The 19,098-nt window shown below is 71.1% G+C and carries 14 protein-coding genes; 6 read left to right on the plus strand and 8 right to left on the minus strand.

Annotated features, from left to right (window positions below):
* Positions 1-17 precede the first annotated feature (17 nt).
* The 5 genes from pgi to gndA form a co-directional block, all read right to left on the minus strand.
* Positions 18-1,697 carry a glucose-6-phosphate isomerase gene (gene pgi / locus F6J84_RS05030; protein ID WP_150971898.1) on the minus strand — a complete coding sequence of 560 codons (1,680 nt, stop codon included), beginning with the start codon at positions 1,695-1,697 and terminating at the stop codon, positions 18-20.
* Positions 1,698-1,765: 68 nt separating this feature from the next.
* Positions 1,766-3,223: a sensor histidine kinase gene (locus F6J84_RS05035; protein WP_338037220.1), complete on the minus strand. Its 1,458-nt coding sequence runs from the start codon at positions 3,221-3,223 to the stop codon at positions 1,766-1,768.
* A complete protein-coding gene (locus F6J84_RS05040) occupies positions 3,220-3,948 on the minus strand; it encodes a response regulator transcription factor (RefSeq protein WP_150971900.1) in 729 nt (242 codons plus the stop codon). The genes F6J84_RS05035 and F6J84_RS05040 overlap by 4 nt, the downstream gene beginning before the upstream one ends.
* A gap of 74 nt (positions 3,949-4,022) precedes the next feature.
* Complete coding sequence (locus F6J84_RS05045) at positions 4,023-4,307, minus strand: VanZ family protein (RefSeq protein ID WP_150971902.1); 285 nt, start codon at positions 4,305-4,307, stop codon at positions 4,023-4,025.
* Between the two features lie 164 nt (positions 4,308-4,471).
* On the minus strand, positions 4,472-5,938 hold the full coding sequence (gene gndA, locus F6J84_RS05050) for an NADP-dependent phosphogluconate dehydrogenase (RefSeq protein WP_275094028.1): 1,467 nt from the start codon (positions 5,936-5,938) through the stop codon (positions 4,472-4,474).
* 177 nt (positions 5,939-6,115) lie between these two features.
* Here gndA and F6J84_RS05055 point away from each other — a divergent pair, with 177 nt between their 5' ends.
* The 4 genes from F6J84_RS05055 (at position 6,116) to mfd (ending at position 11,869) form a co-directional block, all read left to right on the plus strand.
* Entirely contained in the window at positions 6,116-6,625 is a 510-nt protein-coding gene (locus F6J84_RS05055; protein WP_238702600.1) for a gluconokinase, read from the plus strand.
* 355 nt (positions 6,626-6,980) lie between these two features.
* On the plus strand, positions 6,981-7,592 hold the full coding sequence (locus F6J84_RS05060) for a 50S ribosomal protein L25/general stress protein Ctc (RefSeq protein WP_150971906.1): 612 nt from the start codon (positions 6,981-6,983) through the stop codon (positions 7,590-7,592).
* Between the two features lie 68 nt (positions 7,593-7,660).
* Entirely contained in the window at positions 7,661-8,245 is a 585-nt protein-coding gene (gene pth, locus F6J84_RS05065; RefSeq protein WP_150971908.1) for an aminoacyl-tRNA hydrolase, read from the plus strand.
* Positions 8,246-8,272: 27 nt separating this feature from the next.
* A complete protein-coding gene (gene mfd / locus F6J84_RS05070) occupies positions 8,273-11,869 on the plus strand; it encodes a transcription-repair coupling factor (protein WP_191905757.1) in 3,597 nt (1,198 codons plus the stop codon).
* A 6-nt stretch (positions 11,870-11,875) separates the two neighbouring features.
* On the opposite strand, the gene F6J84_RS05075 is transcribed toward mfd, so the two are convergent.
* Both F6J84_RS05075 and F6J84_RS05080 read right to left on the minus strand, forming a co-directional pair.
* Entirely contained in the window at positions 11,876-13,354 is a 1,479-nt protein-coding gene (locus tag F6J84_RS05075; protein ID WP_150971910.1) for an HNH endonuclease signature motif containing protein, read from the minus strand.
* A gap of 65 nt (positions 13,355-13,419) precedes the next feature.
* Positions 13,420-14,859, minus strand: coding sequence for a basic amino acid/polyamine antiporter (locus tag F6J84_RS05080; RefSeq protein ID WP_150971912.1), 1,440 nt, complete (start codon positions 14,857-14,859; stop codon positions 13,420-13,422).
* An 83-nt stretch (positions 14,860-14,942) separates the two neighbouring features.
* Here F6J84_RS05080 and F6J84_RS05085 point away from each other — a divergent pair, with 83 nt between their 5' ends.
* A complete protein-coding gene (locus tag F6J84_RS05085) occupies positions 14,943-15,545 on the plus strand; it encodes a gamma carbonic anhydrase family protein (protein WP_150971914.1) in 603 nt (200 codons plus the stop codon).
* A gap of 18 nt (positions 15,546-15,563) precedes the next feature.
* Here the strand turns inward: F6J84_RS05085 and F6J84_RS05090 are convergent, their stop codons facing one another.
* Positions 15,564-18,236, minus strand: a complete 2,673-nt coding sequence (locus F6J84_RS05090) for a phosphoenolpyruvate carboxylase (RefSeq protein WP_150971916.1) — start codon at positions 18,234-18,236, stop codon at positions 15,564-15,566.
* Between the two features lie 155 nt (positions 18,237-18,391).
* Between F6J84_RS05090 and F6J84_RS05095 the strand changes: the two genes are divergently transcribed.
* Positions 18,392-19,078: a nucleoside triphosphate pyrophosphohydrolase gene (locus tag F6J84_RS05095; protein ID WP_150971918.1), complete on the plus strand. Its 687-nt coding sequence runs from the start codon at positions 18,392-18,394 to the stop codon at positions 19,076-19,078.
* Positions 19,079-19,098 lie beyond the last annotated feature (20 nt).

A 19,098-nucleotide genomic window follows, 5' to 3' on the forward strand; every position in this document is an offset into this window, starting at 1 on the left:
CCCCGCGACCCGCGGCGTCAGCCGCGGTGGGCCCGGTAGTACTCCAGCAGCGAGCGCGTGGAGGCGTCCTGGGCGGCCGTCGCGTCCGCATCCCCCTCGATGGCCGGCGCGATCTGCAGGGCCAGCTGCTTACCGAGCTCCACGCCCCACTGGTCGAAGGAGTTGATGCCCCACACCGCTCCCTGGGTGAACGTGATGTGCTCGTACAGGGCGATGAGCTGCCCGAGGACGGCGGGGGTCAGCGCGGGGGCGAAGAGGGAGGTGGTCGGGCGGTTGCCGGGGAAGGTGCGGGCGGCCACGAGCGGCCCGGTCGTCCCCTCCGCCTCGACCTCCTGCGCCGTCTTGCCGAAGGCGAGCGCCTTGGTCTGTGCGAGGAAGTTCGACAGCAGGAGGCCGTGTACGTCGCGGCCCCCGTCCGTCAGCGGGTAGGCCGGGTTCACGAACGCGATGAAGTCGGCCGGGATGAGGCGGGTGCCCTGGTGGATGAGCTGGTAGAACGCGTGCTGCCCGTTCGTCCCCGGCTCTCCCCAGAAGACCTCGCCGGTGTCGGTCGTGACCGGGGTGCCGTCCCAGCGGACGGACTTGCCGTTGGATTCCATGGTCAGCTGCTGCAGGTAGGCGGGGAACCGGCTGAGCTGCTGGGCGTAGGGGAGGACGGCGTGCGACTGGGCGCCGAGGAAGTTCGTGTACCAGACGTTGAGGAGGCCCATGAGGACCGGGACGTTGCGCTCGAGCGGCGTGGTCCGCACGTGCTCGTCGACGGCGTGGAAGCCGCCGAGCAGCTCGCGGAACGCGTCCGGGCCGAGCGCGATCGCGAGCGACAGGCCGATGGCGGAGTCGACGGAGTAGCGACCACCGACCCAGTCCCAGAACCCGAAGGCGTTCTGCGGGTCGATGCCGAACTCGGCGACCCGATCGAGCGCGGTGGACACCGCGACGAAGTGGTGGGCGACGGCATCCTTCCGGGCGGTCTCGTCGTCCGCGATCGCTCCGGCGGCGGCGAGCCGCTCCCACATCCAGTCGCGCGCGAGACGGGCGTTGGTCAGCGTCTCGAGGGTGGTGAACGTCTTCGATGCGACGACGAACAGCGTGGTGGCCGGGTCGAGGTCGGCCGTCTTCTGGGCGATGTCGGTCGGGTCGATGTTGGAGACGAACCGCGCCTCGATCCCGGCGTCGGCGAGGGGCTTGAGCGCCTCATAGACCATCACCGGCCCGAGGTCCGAGCCACCGATGCCGATGTTCACGACATGGGTGACCTTCTCGCCGGTCACACCCGTCCACTCTCCCGACCGGACCCGGTCGGCGAACGCGGAGACCTCGGCGAGCACCGCCTGCACGTCGTGGTCGACGTCCTGGCCGTCGACGACGAGCGCGGGCTCGCTCCCTGCGGGACGGCGGAGCGCCGTGTGCAGCACGGCACGGTCCTCCGTGGTGTTGATGTGCGCGCCGCGCAGCATCTCGGCGAAGCGCTCGGCGACACCCGTCTGCTCGGCGAGCCGGACGAGTGCGGCGAGGACGTCGTCGGTGACGAGGTTCTTGGAGAGGTCGACGTGCAGGTCCCCGAGCGGCAGACTGTACCGTTCCACCCGGCCCGGGTCCGTCGCGAACCATTCCCGGAGATCCGGGGCGAAGGTGCGGCGGAGCTCTTCGAGCTCGGCCCAGGCGGAGGTGGTGGTGGCATCGATGGGGCTGGTCACACCCTTTACGCTAGCGGCTCGTCCACCTCCCCGTCAGATCGTCCGGGAGGGCGGGGGAGCGTGCGGGATCAGTCCGCGGGCGCGGGGTCGGCGGGCTTCGCCGGGAGCCGCACGGTGAACGTCGTGTCGCCGGGGTGGGAGCGCACGGAGATGTCGCCGCCGTGCGCCTGCACGATCGCGCGGGCGATCGACAGGCCGAGCCCGGTGCCGCCGGTCTTGCGCGCGCGCGACGTGTCGCCGCGCGAGAAGCGTTCGAACAGCTCATCGGCCACGGCAGGATCGACCCCGGGGCCGTCGTCGTGCACGCGCAGGACCGCGTCGGAGCCCTCGTGGGAGACGCTCACAGCGACGCGCGTGCCCGGCGGGGTGTGCGTGCGCGCGTTCGCCAGCAGGTTCGCGACCACCTGGGTGATCCGGCCCTCGTCGCCGGCCAGGATGACCGGCTCCTCGTCGAGGTCCAGCTCCCATCGATGGTCGGGACCCGCCGCCTGCGCGTCGCCGACCGCCTCGATCACGACCCGGGACAGGTCCACGGTCCCGTACACGAGCTCCTGTCCTTCTTCGAGCCGGGCCAGCAGCAGGAGATCCTCCACGAGCCGGGTCATGCGCAGCGACTGGGCCTGGATGCGGGTGAGGGCGGACTCGGTGTTCTCGCTCAGCGTGGGGTCCCGCAGGGACAGCTCGGAGTACCCCCGGATCGACGCGAGCGGGGTGCGCAGCTCATGGCTGGCATCGGCGACGAAGCGCCGCATCCGCTCCTCGTTGCGCTGGCGCGCATCCAGCGACACGCTGACGTGGTCGAGGAGGGTGTTCAGTGCAGCGCCCACCCGCCCGATCTCGGTGCTGTCGTCGGCCTCCGCGGTGGGGACGCGTTCCGCGATCGTGACCGCGCCCTCGGACAAGGGTTGCGCGGCGACCCGCTCCGCGGTCGCTGCGACATCGCGCAGGGGCCGGAGGCTCCGGCGGATGATGATCGCCAGCACCACGCCGAGGAGGATCAGGCCGCCGGCGGTGACCAGCGCCACCGTCGTGAGGATCTGCGCGAGGGTGGTGGTGACCTCGGAAGTCGGCAGCCCGACGACGGCGAACTGGCCGCCGGAGCCGCCGGTCATGTACACGCGGTATTCGCCGAGCCCGGTGACGGCCACGGTCGTGAAGCCCGGCTGCTCGATGCTCTGCACGAGCGCGTAGACCTGTTCGTCGGTGAGTGGGGTGACCGTCTCGTCGCCTGCCACGTATGCCCCCGTGGCGTCGCCGAAGGAGGAGCGGTAGACCAGCAGGGTCCCCGCCTCCTGGCGGCCGTCGGAGAGGATGTCCGCGGCGGTGCTGTTGGGGTACGCGCGGAGCTGACCCAGCGACTGCACCTGGGCGTTGAGGTTCTCCTGCATGATCGAGCTGAGGATCGTGCCGGTGGCGAGTCCGACGGCCCCCAGGATGACCGCCACCATGCCGATCACCGCCGTCATCAGCCGGGACTGCAGGGTCATCCGTGCGCGCCGGGGACGGGCGTCGATGTCGTCGGTCACTGCGGCGCTTTGATCATGTATCCGACACCGCGCACGGTGTGGATCAGCGGCTCGCGTCCCTGATCGATCTTCTTGCGCAGGTAGGAGATGTAGAGCTCGACGACGCTGGATCGGCCGCCGAAGTCGTAGTTCCAGACGCGGTCGAGGATCTGCGCTTTGGAGACGACGCGCCGCTGGTTGCGCATCAGATAGCGCAGCAGCTCGAACTCCGTGGCGGTCAACTCGATCTCGGTCCCCGCCCGCTCCACCTCGTGGCTGTCCTCGTTGAGCGTCAGGTCGCCGACGCGCAGGATGGGCTCCGCATCGCTGGCCTGAGCGGTGCCGGCGCGCCGCATCAGGCCGCGCAGTCGCGCGACGACCTCCTCCAGGCTGAACGGCTTGGTGACGTAGTCGTCACCACCGGCGGTGAGGCCCGCCACGCGGTCGGAGACGGCGTCGCGGGCGGTCAGGAAGAGCACCGGCACGTCGTTGCCAGACTGGCGCAACCGCTGCAGGACGGCCATCCCGTCGAGGTCGGGCATCATGATGTCCAGCACCATCGCGTCCGGCTCGAACTCGCGGGCCGCCTGCAGCGCCTGGAAGCCGGATGCGGCGGCGCGCACGTCCCAGCCCTCCATTCTGAGGGCCATGGAGAGCAGATCGGTCAGCATCTGCTCGTCGTCGACGACGAGGACGCGCGGCGGCTGTCCGTCGGCGCGGTGCAGGGTGGTAGCGGGCGTGGCCATACCCTCGATTGTCCGCGAACTCCTATGGGATTCCTATGGAGCAACCTATGCGCCCGCTGGGAGCGGCGGTGTCGTCAGCCCGGCGCCGGGCGGTCGCGCCGGGACGCGGACCCGCGGCCGGTGCGCAGAACGGTGCGCACGATGAGGGCGCCGAGGACCGAGCCGAGGGTGTTGGCCAGGAGGTCCCGGACATCGGCCACCCGGTCGGCGAGCACCAGGGCCTGGACGCCCTCGATCGCTCCGCTGAGGGCGAGACCGATCGCCGCCGCCCACCACCATCCGGCCCGGCGGCCCAGCCACAGCAGCGCCAGAGCGCCGGCGGGCACGAACAGCACGACGTTGGCGACGAATTCGAGCATGTCGAAGCTGACCCACGCCGACGGTGGCCAGGTGCCGAGGGCGGCCGCGATGCCTCGCAGCGCGCCCCCGGTACCGGCCGCATCGTCGTTGCCCAGCGTGAGCCGGCCGAGGACCAGCAGATAACCGGCCGTCGCGATCGCGAGCCACGCCCGCGCGCGGTGGGTCAGTGGGTGTCCTCGGCTTCGATCTCGGTGCGGTCTCCCGACCAGAGGGTGTGGAAGGTGCCGGGCTTGTCGACCCGCTTGTAGGTGTGCGCGCCGAAGAAGTCGCGCTGGCCCTGGATGAGCGCGGCGGGCAGGCGCTCCGCGCGCAGGCCGTCGTAGTACGCCAGCGACGAGGAGAACGCGGGGGCGGGGATGCCGGCCGTCGCCGCGGCGCCGACGATCGAGCGCCACGCGGACTGCGAACGCTCGAGCGCCTCGACGAAGTAGGGCGCGGTCAGGAGCACGGGCAGGTCCGGGGTCTCCGCGTAGGCATCGGCGATGCGGTTGAGGAACTGGGCCCGGATGATGCAGCCCCCGCGCCAGATCTTCGCGATCGCGCCCAGGTCGATGGACCAGTCGTACTCGGCGGCGCCGGCCCGGATCTCGTCGAAGCCCTGCGAGTACGCGACGATCTTCGAGGCGTAGAGCGCGCGGCGGACGTCTTCGATGAACGCGTCGGGGTCCTCGACGCGGAGGCCGTCGGTCGGACCCGGCAGCCCGCCGGATACCGCGCGCTGCTCGGGGTGGCTGGAGAGCGACCGGGCGAAGACGGCCTCGGCGATGCCGGAGACCGGCACCCCCAGGTTCAGTGCGGTCTGCACCGTCCAGGCCCCGGTGCCCTTGGCGCCGGCCTGGTCGAGGATGACGTCGACCAGGGGCAGCCCGGTCTCCACGTCCACCTGCCGCAGCACCTCGGCCGTGATCTCGATGAGGTACGACTCCAGCTCCCCGCGGTTCCACTCCGCGAAGACGTCGGCGATCTCCGCGGGGGTCTTGCCCGTGCCGCGTCGGATCAGGTCGTAGGCCTCGGCGATGAGCTGCATGTCGGCGTACTCGATGCCGTTGTGCACCATCTTGACGAAGTGGCCCGCGCCGTCGTGACCGACGTGCGTGACGCACGGCTCGCCCTCGGCGATCGCCGCGATCGAGCGCAGGATGGGGCCGAGCGTGACCCAGGACTCGTCGGATCCGCCGGGCATGATCGAGGGGCCGTTGAGCGCGCCCTCCTCGCCGCCGGAGATGCCGGCGCCGACGAAGTTGATGCCGGTCTCACGCACCGCCTTCTCGCGTCGGATCGTGTCGGTGAACAGGGCATTGCCGCCGTCGACGATGATGTCGCCCGGTTCGAAGACGTCGACCAGGGCGTTGATGACTGCGTCGGTGCCGGCGCCGGCCTTGACCATGATGATCGCGGTGCGCGGCTTGGCGAGGCTGGCGGCGAACTCCTCGTAGGAGGCCGCGGGCACGAAGCCGGCCTCGGGGTGGGAGGTGACGAGGTGCTCGGTCTTCTCGTAGCTGCGGTTGAACACCGCCACGGTGTTCCCCTCGCGCGACGCGAGGTTGCGGGCCAGGTTCGAGCCCATCACGGCGAGCCCGACGACTCCGATGTTCGCGACGCCGGCGGTCGCGGTTTCTGCTTCAGACACAAGCGCTCCTTGAGAAAAGGCGGATGGCACCAGCGTAGTGGTGGTGGCTTCGTCGGGCGGGGTTCCCGGCGGGCGTCGGGCCGCGGTGGATGCCACCATGGAGGGGACGGCCGGTCGGCGCGCGACGACGTCATCGCCACGGAGGCCCCGGGCGGGTGCCGGCGGATGGAGGAGAGCATGCGCGACGGGGGACCCGCGATGGACAGGATCGTGCTCATGGGGCCGAGCGGCGCCGGCAAGTCGGTCATCGGCCGGTCGCTCGCGGACCGGCTCGGCCTGCCGTTCACGGATGCGGACGATCTGCACCCGGAGGAGAACCTCGCGAAGATGCGAGCGGGGACGCCCCTCGAGGACGCCGACCGGATGCCGTGGCTCGATCGGGTGGCCGAAGTGCTGCACGGGTCGCCGCAGGGCGGCGTGGTCGCCTGCTCCGCGCTGGCGCTGCGCTACCGGCGGCGGCTGGCGGCGGGCGTTTCCGGCCTGGTTTTCGTGCACCTGGATGTGCCCGCTGAGGAGCTCGAGAAGCGCATGCGGGAACGCGCCCACTTCATGCCGCCGAGTCTGCTCGCGTCCCAGCTGCGGACGCTCGAGCCGCTCGGGCCGGACGAGAACGGGTTCCGGGTGCGCAACACCGGCGCGATCGAGGACGTCCTCGACCGGATCGTGGCGTCGCTGCCCCGGGGATGAGCCCGGCCGACGCCCTTGATGCGTGCTACTTGCGGTAGGCGGAACGACCCAGCGACCAGAACGCGCCGACGACACCGACCAGCGACACCGCGGACAGGAGTCCGATCAAGGCGAGCAGGAGGTCGGAGGAGAGTTGGGCGTCCACGGGGGTCCTTTCGACGCGGGCAGGAGCGTTCTCCATGCTAGCGGGCTCGCTGATAGACTCTGGGTGAACTTCGGCGAGGGATGACGTGCCTGCGCGTGCGCCATCCGTAATCGACGAGGGTGTGCAGGCTCACGGTTTCCTCACGCACTCGCGTTCGAGTCGAATCCATAAACCCAGATCGGGTCCCGTGGGCCCACAAGGAGAATCACCATGTCGGAAGACAACAAGGTCACCGCTGAGCTGCGCACGCAGTTCGGCAAGGGCTTCGCCCGCCGCCTCCGCGCCGCCGGCCAGATCCCCGCCGTGCTGTACGGCCACGGCACCGACCCGGTGCACGTCGCACTGCCCGGTCACCAGACCGCGCTCATCATCCGTCGCGCCAACGCGCTGCTCGAGCTCTCGATCGACGGCAAGGACCACCTCGCCCTCGTCAAGGACGTGCAGAAGGACCCGGTGCTGCAGATCATCGAGCACATCGACCTGCTGGTCGTCGTGAAGGGCGAGAAGGTCCAGGTCGAGATCCCGGTCGTGCTGGTCGGCGAGTCGGCCGTGGGCACCTCGGTCAACCAGGACGCCAACGTCGTCCTGCTCGAGGTCGAGGCGACCAACATCCCGCAGCACGTCGAGGTCGACATCGACGGCCTCCAGGACGGCACGCACGTCACCGCCGCCGACCTGAAGCTGCCCGCCGGCGCCGCTCTGGCCGTCGACCCGGAGACGCTGATCGTCGCGATCTCGACCGAGTCGTCCGCTGCGGAGGACGAGATCGCCGCCGCAGATGCCGAGGTGGCTGCAGGGCAGGCCAGCGAGTCCGCCGAGTAAGACCTTTCGTCCGAGGAGGGGGTGCGTCAGCGCACCCCCTCCTCGCATATCCCCGTCGAGGAGCCACCATGGGGCAGACCTGGCTGATCGTCGGTCTCGGCAACCCCGGACCGCGATACGAGGCGACCCGGCACAACATCGGACAGGTCGTCGTCGATGAGCTGGCCGCTCGCCGCGGCGAGACGTTCCGTGCACACAAGGCGAACGCCCGTGTCGCTGAGACCTGGCTCCGCCCCGGGGGCGACAAGCTCGTGCTCGCCAAGGCCAATACGTTCATGAACGTGTCGGGAGGACCGGTCGCGGGCCTCGCGAAGTTCTACGGCATCGACCCGGAGCACGTGGTCGTCGTCCACGACGAACTTGACATCCCCTTCGACACGCTGAAACTCAAGGTGGGCGGCGGACACGGTGGGCACAACGGTGTCCGCGACGTGGCCAAGGCGCTCGGAACCGCGGACTTCCCGCGCGTGCGGGTGGGGATCGGGCGGCCGCCGGGCCGGCAGGATCCCGCGGACTGGGTGCTCGATCCCTTCGGCGCCACGGAGCGGGCCACGCTCGCAAACCTCGTCGCAGACGCGGCGGATGCGGTCGAGATGCTCGTCGACGACGGGCTCGTGGCCGCCCAGCAGCGCTGGCACGCTCCGCGCGACTGATCCCGGGACCCCGCGTAGGATTGTCCGGTGACAGTTCCCGGGATCGTGCGCGCCCTCACGCAGGCGGAAACCTTCCGGGATGCGGTGGCGACCGCATCCGATGACGGGGATTTCTCCCTCGTCGACGGGCTCGATGCACCCCTGCTGGCGGCGCTGCTCGAGAAGCGCCGCGAGGCCGGTGCCCCCGCCGCTCTGCTCGTGATCGTGCCGACCGGCCGGCGCGCCGAATCCATCGGTCCCGCCCTGCAGGCGGTGCTCCCCGGTGCCGACGTGCGGCACTTCCCCGCGTGGGAGACCCTGCCGCACGAGCGCCTCAGTCCGAGTGCGGAGACGGTCGGGCGACGGCTCGACGTCCTCCGCCGGATCGCGGACTGGGAGGGCGAGGCGCCGCTCGTGGTCACCGCATCGGTGCGCAGCGCCATCCAGCCCCTGGCGCCGGGTCTCGCCGACACCGCCGCCGTCCGCCTGGCGGTCGGTGCGCGCGGACACGACCTCGCCGACATCGTGACCAAGCTCGTCGAGCGCGCGTACCTGCGGGTGGACATGGTCTCCCGGCGCGGCGAGTTCGCCGTGCGCGGCGGCATCCTCGACGTCTTCCCGCCCACGGCGGACCACCCCTACCGCGTCGAGTTCTTCGGGGACGAGATCGACCAGATCCGTGCGTTCTCGGTCGCCGACCAGCGCTCGCTGCCGGGCGAGATCCCGGAGGTCGAGTTCGTCGCGAGCCGGGAGCTCCTCCTCACCGACGCCGTGCGCGAGCGTGCCCGGGGACTCGGTGACGCGTTCCCGTCCCTGCGCGGCATGCTCGAGAAGATGGCCGAGGGCATCCCCGCCGAGGGCATGGAATCGCTCACCCCCGCCCTGATCGACGACCTCGTCACCCTCGTGGACTACCTGCCGCGCGGGACGGCGGTGGCCCTCGTCGATCCGGAGCGTGCCGCGGCCCGTGCCCGCACCCTCGCGGACACGAATCGGGAGTTCCTCGACGCCGCCTGGAGCGCCGCCGTCGCAGGAGCGGACACCCCGGTCGACCTCGGTGCCGGCGACTTCGTGAGCCTGCCCCGTCTGCAGGAGGTGACCCACGAGAACGGCGGTGTCTGGTGGACGCTGTCCGGTTTCGACTCCGGCGCGGCGGACGCCGAGGTGGAGGGTCTCACCGACAGCGGGGGCGTGGTCCGGCTCGAGGCCGGCTCCGTCCCGTCGTTCGCGGGGAACGTGGACGGCGCGATCGCGCACGTCGGCTCGCGCGTCGCGGACGGATGGTCCGTGGTGATCGCCGCATCCGGCGTCGGGCTCGCCGATCGGGCGCGCGACGTGCTCGGCGAGCACGGGATCGCGGCCCGGCGCGTCGACACCATCCTCGAGGCCCCGGAACCGCGTGTGGCGATGATCGTCACGAGTGAGCTGGAACGCGGCTTCGAGGTCGAGGGCGCGAAGCTCGCCGTCCTCACCGAGTCGGAGTTCTACGGTCGCACCATCGCGAACGATTCCCGGGCCGTGAAGAAGCTCGCCTCCCGGCGCCGCAACGTCGTCGACCCGCTGCAGCTGAAGGCCGGCGACTACGTGGTGCACCAGACGCACGGCATCGGCCGGTTCGTCGAGCTCGTGCAGCGCGAGGTTTCCTCGGGCGGGCGCAATCCGGTCAAGAGCCAGCGCGAGTACCTCGTGCTGGAGTACGCGCCCTCCAAACGCGGTCATCCCGGTGACAAGCTCTTCGTGCCGACCGACCAGCTCGACCTCCTCTCGCGGTACGTGGGCGGAGAAGCGCCGACGCTCTCGAAGATGGGCGGCAGCGACTGGGCCACGGCGAAGAGCAAGGCGCGCAAGGCGGTGCGCGACATCGCGGTCGAGCTCGTCAAGCTGTATTCCGCGCGGATGGCGTCCAAGGGCCACGCCTTCGGCCCGGACACCCCCTGGCAGCGCGAGCTGGAGGAGGCGTTCCCGTTCGCCGAGACGCCGGATCAGCTGCAGACGATCGACGAGATCAAGGCCGACATGGAGAAGCCGATCCCGATGGACCGGCTGCTGTCCGGTGATGTCGGCTTCGGGAAGACCGAGGTCGCGGTCCGGGCGGCGTTCAAGGCCATCCAGGACGGCAAGCAGGTCGCGATGCTCGTCCCGACCACCCTGCTGGTCAAGCAGCACACCGAGACGTTCACCGAGCGGTTCGCCGGCTTCCCGGTGAAGGTGCGCGCCCTGTCCCGCTTCCAGACCGACAAGCAGGCCCGCGAGGTCGTCGCGGGGCTGGCCGACGGCACGGTCGACATGGTGATCGGGACCCACCGCATCCTCACCGAGAAGATCATCTTCAAGGACCTCGGACTGCTCATCATCGACGAGGAGCAGCGGTTCGGCGTCGAGCACAAGGACGCCCTGAAGAAGCTCAAGACGAACGTCGACATCCTCGCGATGAGCGCGACGCCGATCCCGCGCACGCTGGAGATGGCCGTGACCGGTATCCGCGAGATGTCCACGCTGCAGACCCCGCCCGAGGACAGGCATCCGATCCTGTCGTACGTCGGCCCCCGCAACGACAAGCAGATCGCGGCCGCCATCCGTCGCGAGCTGCTGCGCGAGGGGCAGGTCTTCTACGTGCACAACCGTGTCCAGTCGATCCAGCGGGTCGCCGCGCACCTGGCGGAACTCGTGCCCGAGGCGCGCATCGCCGTGGCGCACGGACAGATGGGCGAGCACCAGCTCGAGAAGGTCGTGGACGACTTCTGGGAGCGCCGTGCCGACGTGCTCGTCTCGACCACCATCATCGAGACCGGTCTCGACATCGCGAACGCCAACACGATCATCATCGACCGGGCCGACAAGTACGGCCTGAGCCAGCTGCACCAGCTGCGCGGGCGCGTCGGCCGCGCGCGGGAGCGGGCCTACGCGTACTTCCTCTACGACGAGAACAAGCCGCTCAGTGAGACCGCCGCCGACCGGCTCGAGACGATCGCCGTCAACAACGACCTCGGATCCGGGATGCAGGTGGCCCTGAAGGACCTCGAGCTGCGCGGTGCGGGGAACCTGCTCGGGGGCGAGCAGGCCGGCCACATCGCCGGCGTCGGGTTCGACCTGTACCTGCGGATGGTGGGGGAGGCGGTCGCGACCTTCCGCGGCGAGGACACCGAGGGACCCACCGAGCTCCGACTCGAGCTGCCGGTCCAGGCGCGCATCCCGGAGACCTACATCGACAGCGAGCGGCTGCGGCTGGAGGCGTATCAGAAGCTCTCCGCCGCGGCATCCGCCACGGCTAAGGACGACGCCCTGGACCTCGTGATCGAGGAGCTGAGCGACCGGTACGGAGCGCTTCCGTCCGAGGTGGAAGGGCTCGTCGCGGTCGCCCGGCTGCGGCGCCGTGCCGCTCGGTCGGGGCTCACGGATGTGGTGGCGATGGGGCCCAACCTGCGGATCGCGCCGGCCAAGCTGCCGGACTCGATGCGGGTGCGGTTGCAGCGCCTGTACCCGAAGTCGAAGCTCGTGGCGTCCGGCGAGGCCGTCGTCGTGCCGCTGCCGACGGCGGACGGTACGGTGCTCGCGGACGGCGACCTGATCGCCTGGACGGCGCAGTTGCTCGACCAGATCTTCCCGGTCGCCGAGAAGAGCGAGCCCGCGGTCCTGCAGGGCTGAGCCGGATCAGAACGGCGGGGGATCCGACGCCTGCGTCAGGGGTGGTGCAGACCTCCGCGTCGGCGGACCGACCGCATCCGGGATGAACTGCACGGTCGCGGACGGCGGTTCGTCGACGTAGGTGTTCCCGAGGGGCGAGGTCCACTCCAGCACCCCGTCGCCCAGCTGGCGGACCCGCCATGCGGTGAACTGCTTCATCGAGTGGTGCCGTTGGCAGAGTTCTGCGCAGTTCTCCACGCAGGTTCTCCCGCCCTGGGCGTAGTCGATCGTGTGGTCGGTCTCGCAGCGGACGGCGGGGACCCGGCATCCGGGGAACCGACAGTGCCGATCACGGGCTTTCAGGAAGTTCCGCAGGGGCGTCTCCGCGAATCGGGTGTCGGTGGCGAGCACGGCTCCTGAGACCGGGTGCGTCAGGACGCGGATCCATGCGTCCGGTGCGGCGCCGGCGAGGGTGCGGGCGGTCTCTGCATCGATGGGGGATCCGCCCACGAGGTCGGCGGGGTGTTCGTCTGCGCCCAGCAGGGTCAGCGCGGGAACCACGACCTGCACCTTCGCGCGGATCGCGCCCAGCGTTCCCGGCCCGTCGTCCGTGCAGCTGGGGTCCGCGCCGGGCTGTGCGGTGAGGAGCATGTCGAGCAGGAGGTCGGCGCGGAGCTGATCCATGGTGCGGGTGTCCGAGGCGAGGATCTCGTCCTGCGTGTCACCGTGACCGCGCTCCGTCGCGGCCTTCCGTTCCCTGCGGGACGACCCGTCACGGTCTCCGCCCGCGCCCGCGGCCGAGGTTGCCCCGGTGGATGTCGCGCCCGCCCGGATCCGTTCCTGAGCGGCGCTGCGGGCGTCGGCGGTCGCCGCGGCCTGCCGGGTGGCGCGGTCGTAGACGCCTTCGACGAGCAGGGTCGGGCCGACGATGTTCAGTTCGGACATGCCGTCCCCGAGCGGGAACACCCGCACGCAGCGCGTGTCACGCGCCTCGGCATGCCGCTCGGTGAGGGTGCGCGGATGCATGCGGTCCGCCAGGATCGCGAGTTCGCCGCGCAGGCGGCCCGGTGTCTCTGCTTCGCACCGTTCGATCGCGATCCGTTCGAAGGCGGTCCGCGTCCCCGGCGGCAGCGTGAGGGCGAGATCGGCGATGAGGCGGACGTGGGCGCGCGTGATCCGCCCCGACGCCCAGGCATCCATCGTCGCGGGGAGTCCGTCCACGATGCCGACCGCATCACCGATGCGCCGCTGCACCGACCTGTCCGTGCTGCGGGTCGCGCCGGCGATCTCCGCGGCGATCGCTCGCAACGCCATGTCCCGGCTCTTCACCCGGGCCGACGAGCCGTGGGACTGCCGCTCCGCCAGCTCATGGCCCCTGGCCAGGATGCGCATGACTCGGGCCTGGGCGGCCTCGACCTCGGCCTGAGCCGACCGCATGTCCTGCACGATCGAGGCGAGCGTCGCGGCATCCGCGTCGCTGAATCCGATGACCGTAGGGGAAGACATGTTCGAATTTTACGAGGGGGTTCCGACATCGGCGATGCCCTCGTCCCCTGCCAGCCGCCCGTGCGTCAGAGCACGATGACGCCGGTGGCCAGCAGCACGATCGCCGCGACCGCCCCCGCCGCGGCGAGGACGAACACCACCGCTTCGACGCGGGTGAACACGCGCGCGCCGCGTTCCCGCCGCGCGAGGGCGAACAGGATCGTGCCCGGGACGATGATCAGCAGGGAGAGCAGGAGGTACGCCACCCCCGCGGCGTACAGCAGGAACGCGGTGTAGCCCGTCGCCAGCACCGCGATCGTCAGATCCCGGCGCCGGGCCCGTTCACCTCGCCGGTACCCCTCGCCGGTGGCGGCGAGTTTCAGCGCGTACGCGGCGGACAGGAGGAACGGGATCAGAACGAGCGAACTCGTGAGGTCGAGCGCCACGTCGAAGGCGTTCTCGGCGAACAGGGCGACGACGAGCATGAGCTGCACGAGGCCGGTCGACATCGTCAGTGCGCCGATGGGCGTGTCCCGCCGGTCGGTCCGCGCGAGGAAACGGGGCAGGTCCCCGCCCCGTGCGGCGACGAGGAGGACCTCCGCGGCCATGAGGGTCCAGGCGAGGTACGCCCCGAGCACCGCGACGATGAGCGCGACGCTGACCAGCACAGCCCCCCACGGCCCGACCGCGGCATCGAGCACGCCACCCATCGAGGGGTCGTGCAGGGCGGCGATCTCGGCGCGGGGGAGCACCCCGTAGGAGACGATCGTCACCGAGGCGAAGACGGCCAGGACGCTGAGGAATCCGAGCAGCGTCGCCCGTCCCACGTCCTTCCTGCTGCGCGCGTGCCGCGAGTTCACGCTCGCGCCCTCGATGCCGATGAACACGAAGACGCTCACCAGCATGGTCGCGCGCACCTGCTCGAACACCGGCGGGGCGCCCGCTCCGCCGGTCCAGTTCTCCGCGAATACGACCGGGTCGAACACCGTGAGGCAGAGCACCACGAACACGACGATCGGCACGGTCTTGGCGATGCTCACCACCCGGTTCGCCGCGGCGGCCTCCCGGACGCCCTGCCGGATGAGCAGGTAGAACAGCCACAGGCCCGCCGAGGCGACCAGCACCGCCGCTACGGTGTCGCCGGCGCCCAGGGCGGGGAAGACCGCGCCCAGGGTCGACATGATGAACACCCAGTAGAAGACGTTCCCCGCGCAGGCGCTCGCCCAGTACCCGAACGCGGAGAAGAACCCGGCGAAGTCCCCGAAGCCCGCCCGGGCGTAGCTGTAGACGCCGGCGTCCAGAGCGGGCTTGCGCACGGCGAGGATGCTGAACACGAGGGCGAGGGTGAGCATGCCGGCGCCGGCGATGCCCCAGGCGATGAGGGCGCCCGCGACGCCGGTCTCGGCCGCGAAGGCCCCGGGCAGGGAGAACACGCCCGCGCCGATCATCGAGCCCACGACGAAGGCCGACAGGGTCAGCATCGAGACCCGTGCGGTGGGCGGTGCATCGCGGCGGGGATCGGTCATGGCACCACACCCTAACCCCGCTGACCCGCCCTCGACGGGGACGCCGGAGCGGCCCTACGCTGACGGCAACGCGAGGAGAACCCATGCAGTTCGAGCACCTGGGGGCACGGCCCCGCATCCATCCCGACGCCGTGATCGCGCCCAGCGCCGTCATCTCCGGGGACGTGACCATCGGGGCGGGATGCCAGGTGCTCCACGGCGCCGTCCTCACGGCGGAGGGCGGACCGGTGGTCCTCGGCGAGCACGTGATCGTGATGGAGAACGCCCTCATCCGGGCGACGTCGGTCAACTCCGTCCGGATCGGCTCGCATGTGCTGGTCGGTCCGATGGCCAGCATCTCCGGCGCGACGATCGCCGACGAGGTGTTCCTGGCCACCGGCGTCCGCGTTTTCAACGGTGCGCGGATCGGGACACGCTGCGAGGTCCGCATCAACGCGGTCGTGCACCTGCGCACCGTGCTGCCGCCGGAGACCATCGTGCCGATCGCCTGGGTCGCGGTCGGGGATCCGGTGCAGATGCTCTCTCCCGACCGCCACGAGGAGATCTGGGCGTTGCAGCACGACCTCGATTTCCCGGGCTACGTGTTCGGGCTCGATCGGGAGACGCCGGACCTCATGGCGCAGCTGACCGAACGGTACGGCTCGTCCCTCGCACGGCATCGCGCCGACCGCCGCCTGGACTCCTGACCCGGCGGCGCGCGGCGATCACCCCGTGTTCTGGAGTCCGGCCGCGACGCCCGAGACGGAGAGCAGCAGCAGTCGCTGCTGACCGGCATCCGGTGCGGCGTCCTCCGGGGCGTCCCGGAGGGCGCGCAGGGCACGCAGCTGCAGCAGGGACAGGGCGTCCACGTACGGGCTGCGCAGCTTCACGGCGCGCTGCAGGACGGGCTTGTTCGCGAGGAGTCCATCCCCACCGGCGATCCGGATGACCCAGTCGCGCGTGAGCGTCATCTCGTCCATGACGAGTTCGGCGAGGTCGGCACGGTCGCCGAGGGCGAGGTACCTGCGGGCGATCCGGTCGTCGGCCTTGGCCAGGCTCATCCCGACGTTGTCGATCATCGCCCGGAAGAGCGGCCACTGCTCGTAGGCCTCGCGCAGCATCTGCTCATCGCCCACCGCCGACAGCGCGGTACCCAGACCGAACCAGCCGGCCAGGTTGATGCGCGCCTGCGTCCACGCGAAGACCCACGGGATGGCGCGCAGATCCTCGAGGGACTCGACCGACAGGCCGCGGCGGGCGGGCCGGGAGCCGAGGGCCAGCAGGCCGACCTCCTCCATGGGGGTGACGGTGGCGAACCACGGCGCGAAGCCCGGTGCCTTCACGAGGGAGAAGAACCGCTCCCGCGACGACTCCTCCATCACCCGGGCGATGTCCGCGTAACGGGCCGCCGCACGGCGGTTCCGCTCCTCGTTGGACGGGGCGGAGGCCATCAGGATCGCCGCGGCGACCTGGTCGATGTGGCGCATCGCGATCGCCGGGTCGCCATAGCGGGCGAAGATGACCTCGCCCTGCTCGGTGAGCTTGAACCTGCCGTCCACCGAGTGCGGCGGCTGCGCGAGGATCGCGCTGTTGGCCGGGCCGCCACCGCGCCCGAGCGCACCGCCCCGGCCGTGGAACAGCGTCAGCTCTATCCGGTTCTGCTGCGCCCACTCGGCGATCGCGGCCTGGGCCTCGTAGAGGGCGAGATTCGCCGCGACCGGGCCGACGTCCTTGGAGGAGTCGGAGTAGCCGAGCATCACCTCGAGGCGCCGTTCGGTCTGCGCCAGGCGGGCGGCGAAGTCGGGGTCGTCGACGATCTCGGCGAGGATCCCGGGCGCGGCCTGGAGGTCGTTGAAGGTCTCGAACAGCGGGATGACGTCGAGGACCGGGGGCTGCGCATCCGGCCCGACCGCATAGCGCGCCAGCCGGTGCACGTTCGCGAGGTCCTGCGCGGAACGGGTGAAGGAGACGATGTACCGGCCGGCGGCCCGGGGGCCGAAGCGCTCCTGGATGTAGGCGATCGCGCGGAAGACCTCGAGCACCTCCTCCGTGAGCTCGCTGCGCGCACCACCGGCGTCGAGTTCGGCGAGCACCTTCGCGTGCACGGCGGAGTGCTGACGCACCTCGAGCTCGGCCAGGTGGAAGCCGTAGGTCTGCACCTGCCAGATGAGCTGCTGCAGGTGGCCGTACGCCTGACGCGGCGCGCCTCCATCGGCCAGCGATGCCTGCACGGTGCGCAGGTCCTCGAGCAGATGCTCGGGGTCCCGGTACGCGAGGTCGGCATTGCGGGTGCGGGTGGCGGCGATGCGACGGGCGAGCAGCAGCATGATGCGCCGGTGCGGCTCGTTGGGGGAGCGCTGCGCGATCTCGTCGGCGGCGTCCTCGTCGGCGCTGCGGAGCTTGGTCCACAGGGCCAGGAGGGCGTCGCTCGGGGGCGTCGTCCCGGCATCCAGGGTCAGCGTCCGGCCGATCCGGTTCGCGGCCCGCTCGAGGCCGAGGAGCACGTGCTCGCTCGCGATCCCCGCGGCCGTCCGGGTGACCTTGGCGGTCACATAGGGGTTGCCGTCACGGTCCCCACCTACCCAGGTCCCGACGCGCACGAACGGCTGGACGATGGGGGCGCGGCTGCCTGCGGCGGGCCCCTGGAGTGCGTCGTCGACGCGGCGGTACACGTGCGGGACGGCGGTGAAGAGCGTGTCGTCGAACGCGGCCATCACCGAGCGCACCTCGTCGGTGGGCGAGGGCTTCTCCGGCCGCAGGGGCGCGGTCCGCCAGAGGGTGTCGATCTCCTCCAGCATCCGGCGCTGCGAGCGCCGCTGCTCCGCGCCGCCCTGCACCGAGGTGTCGTGCTCCTCGAGCAGCCCGGAGAGCCGGCGGATGCCCGTCGAGATCGCGCGGCGGCGGGCCTCGGTGGGATGAGCGGTGAAGACGGGGTGGAACCGGAGGGCGCGCAGGCGGTTCAGCGCGGTGTCGTCGCCGACCTCCTCGGCGAGCCGGACGAACGCCGCCGCGACCGAGTCGGCCGCGTCCTCGCGCTCGGGACGGCCGTCGCGCTCGCGCAGCACCCGCACCCGCTGGTGCTCCTCGGCGAGGTTCACGAGGTGGAAGTAGACGGTGAACGCGCGGGCGACCTCGTCGGCCCGCTCGACCGAGAACGAATCGGCGATGGCAGCCGCCCGGGCGAACGCTTCGTCGCTCTCGTCGGTGTACGCCTGGATCGTCGCCGTGCGGAGGCGCTCGACGTCCTCGTACAGTCCCGGCGACCCGCTCTCGCGCAGAACCCGACCGAGCAGAGAACCCAGCAGGCGGACATCGCCGCGCATCTGCTCGGGAATCTCCTGGCCCGCCTCGTGACGTCCGACGAGGTCGAGAGCTTCGGTGGGGGTGGGCTCATGCATGCCTTCAACGGTAGTCGCCGATTCACGCGCTTCCCGTCACATCCGGGTCCTCCGGGGTGCCCGACCCGGTCGCGGACACCCCTCGCAGAGCCCGCCGATCTCGTATCGTTGCCGGGACATCCCCACCGTCGATCCGCCGTCGAGGAGACCCGCCCATGACCGATCCCTCCCCGGCCGAGTCCGCCCCCGAAGAGACGGGGGACGGGCTGCGCCGTGCCGCCGAGGTCATGCACGCGGTGCGCGAGCGCTGCGTCTGGACGCAGGCGATCGACCACCGCGCCCTGCTTCCCTATCTCGTCGAGGAGAGCCACGAGGTCATCGAGGCCGTCGAGACCGGCACGCGCGCCGAGCTGCGGGAAGAGCTGGGCGACCTGCTCTGGCAGGTGCTGTTCCACGCCGAGATCGCCTCCGAGGACGCGGAGGACCCGTTCGACATCGACGACGTGGCCGCCGCGCTCGCGGAGAAGATGGTCCGCCGGCATCCGCACGTGTTCGCCGACGCGGTGGCCACGACGCCCGAGGAGGTGCTGGTGCACTGGAACGCGGCGAAGGCCGCGGAGAAGCGGGAACGGCGCAGCGTGCTCGAGGGCGTCCCGCGATCCATGCCGGCGCTGGCGCTCGCGCAGAAGCTGCTCGCACGCGCCGAGGCGGTCGGGGCGCCGGCGGATCCGGTCCGGCCCCTGGAGCTCGCGACCGAGGCGGACCTCGGCGATGCCCTCCTGGCGCTGGTCGCGCACGCCCGTGCCGAGGGCTGGGATGCCGAGCGGGCGATGCGCACCCGCATCCGGGAACTGGAGTCCGACATCCGTACCGCCGAGGGCGGGTCCGCCGACCTGGGATGATGGTTCCGTGGCAGCTGTGA

It is taken from the genome of Microbacterium caowuchunii, from assembly GCF_008727755.1.
Taxonomy (GTDB): Bacteria; Actinomycetota; Actinomycetes; order Actinomycetales; family Microbacteriaceae; genus Microbacterium; species Microbacterium caowuchunii.

Coding starts and splice junctions, on each gene's coding strand:
- F6J84_RS05040 (WP_150971900.1), bottom strand. CDS start 3,948: ATGGCCACGCCCGCTACCACCCTGCACCGCGCCGACGGACAGCCGCCG.
- F6J84_RS05080 (WP_150971912.1), bottom strand. CDS start 14,859: ATGACCGATCCCCGCCGCGATGCACCGCCCACCGCACGGGTCTCGATG.
- pth (WP_150971908.1), top strand. CDS start 7,661: ATGGGGCAGACCTGGCTGATCGTCGGTCTCGGCAACCCCGGACCGCGA.
- F6J84_RS05095 (WP_150971918.1), top strand. CDS start 18,392: ATGACCGATCCCTCCCCGGCCGAGTCCGCCCCCGAAGAGACGGGGGAC.
- F6J84_RS05045 (WP_150971902.1), bottom strand. CDS start 4,307: ATGCTCGAATTCGTCGCCAACGTCGTGCTGTTCGTGCCCGCCGGCGCT.
- F6J84_RS05060 (WP_150971906.1), top strand. CDS start 6,981: ATGTCGGAAGACAACAAGGTCACCGCTGAGCTGCGCACGCAGTTCGGC.
- F6J84_RS05075 (WP_150971910.1), bottom strand. CDS start 13,354: ATGTCTTCCCCTACGGTCATCGGATTCAGCGACGCGGATGCCGCGACG.
- F6J84_RS05055 (WP_238702600.1), top strand. CDS start 6,116: ATGCGCGACGGGGGACCCGCGATGGACAGGATCGTGCTCATGGGGCCG.
- F6J84_RS05090 (WP_150971916.1), bottom strand. CDS start 18,236: ATGCATGAGCCCACCCCCACCGAAGCTCTCGACCTCGTCGGACGTCAC.
- F6J84_RS05085 (WP_150971914.1), top strand. CDS start 14,943: ATGCAGTTCGAGCACCTGGGGGCACGGCCCCGCATCCATCCCGACGCC.